Genomic DNA, 1,388 nt, shown 5'->3' with positions numbered 1-1,388 from the left:
AGCAGATCAAGGATCGCGGCTATGCCGACAAGTACCGCGCGGACGCTCAGCCGATCCACCTCATCGGGGTGGAGTTCAGCCGCGAGCGGCGCGCGGTGGTCGGCTTCGAGGTGGAGACGCTGACCGCCGGGGCGATGGACTAGAATCAGAGGCCGAGTCGCCATCCAGGAGCGCCGCCATGGCCCGTCTGAAACTGCCTATTGGAATCCAGACCTTCTCCAAACTGCGCGAAGACGGCTGCTATTACGTCGACAAGACCCCGCTGATGCTCAAGCTCGTCGAGGAAGGCACGCATTACTTCCTCTCGCGCCCGCGCCGCTTTGGCAAATCGTTACTGCTCGATACCTTCGCGGAGCTGTTCGCGGGCAATGAGCCGCTGTTTCGGGGGCTCTATGTCCATGATCGGTGGGATTGGTCGCGGCGGGTGCCGGTGATCCGGTTGAGCTTCGGTGGCGGGGTGGTGCGTACGCCCGAGGAGCTGACGGGGAAGATCGGCGAGCAGTTGCGCCTCAATCAGGCCGCGCTGGGCGTGCTCTGCACCGAGCCGGGTCTAGATGGTTGTTTCGCCGAGCTGATTCGCCTGGCGCATGCGCGTCACGGCGAGCGCGTGGTGGTGCTGGTCGATGAGTACGACAAGCCGATCCTCGACAACTTGACTCGCCCGGAATTGGCCCAGGAGCTTCGCGACGGTCTGCGCAACCTCTACTCCGTGATCAAGGACTCTGATGCTCATCTCCGGTTCGCCTTTTTGACCGGAGTGAGCAAGTTCAGCAAGGTCAGTATTTTTTCTGGGCTGAACAACCTGCGCGACATCACCGTCTCACGCGAGTATTCCGCCCTCTGTGGCTATACCGAGGTCGATCTGGAAACGGTCTTCGCGCCCGAGTTGGAGGGTCTGGATCGCGACGAGATCCGCCGTTGGTACAACGGTTACAACTGGACCGGTGAGGCGGTCTACAACCCCTTCGATGTGCTGTTGTTGTTCCAGGAGCGCCAATTCCGCCCCTGGTGGTTCGAGACCGGTACGCCGAGCTTCTTGGTCGATGTGCTCACGCGCCGCCATCAGTATGTGCCTCGCCTGGGACAGCAGATCGTGTTGGAGAGCCTGCTCTCGCGCTTCGATGTCGATGACATGCCGAGCGAGGCGCTGCTCTTTCAGTCCGGCTACCTCACCATCGACCGGGCGGAGTGGACGGGGGAGCGTTATCTCTATCACCTGCGCTATCCCAACCTGGAGGTGCGCATGGGGCTGACGGAGCAACTGCTCTATGCCCTGACCGCGCGCGGGGAGGCGACCGGCGAGCACCTCTACCGGCTGCGTCAATGCCTGGCGGCGAACGATTTTCCCAGCTTGGCCGGGCGGATCGAGTCACTGTTCGCGGGGATTC

At 62.4% G+C, this 1,388-nt stretch carries 1 protein-coding gene; it reads left to right on the top strand.

Features of this window, described 5'->3' with window-relative positions:
* Positions 1–178: 178 nt before the first annotated feature.
* The coding region (locus CKO23_RS24715) for an ATP-binding protein (protein ID WP_200336177.1) at positions 179–1,388 on the top strand (1,210 nt) is incomplete at its 3' end.

It is taken from the genome of Thiocystis violacea (genome assembly GCF_016583565.1).
GTDB classification, from domain to species: domain Bacteria; phylum Pseudomonadota; class Gammaproteobacteria; order Chromatiales; family Chromatiaceae; genus Thiorhodococcus; species Thiorhodococcus violaceus_A.
The sequence above is the reverse complement of the archived record's forward strand: the minus strand, read 5'-3'. Positions and strand labels throughout refer to the sequence as shown.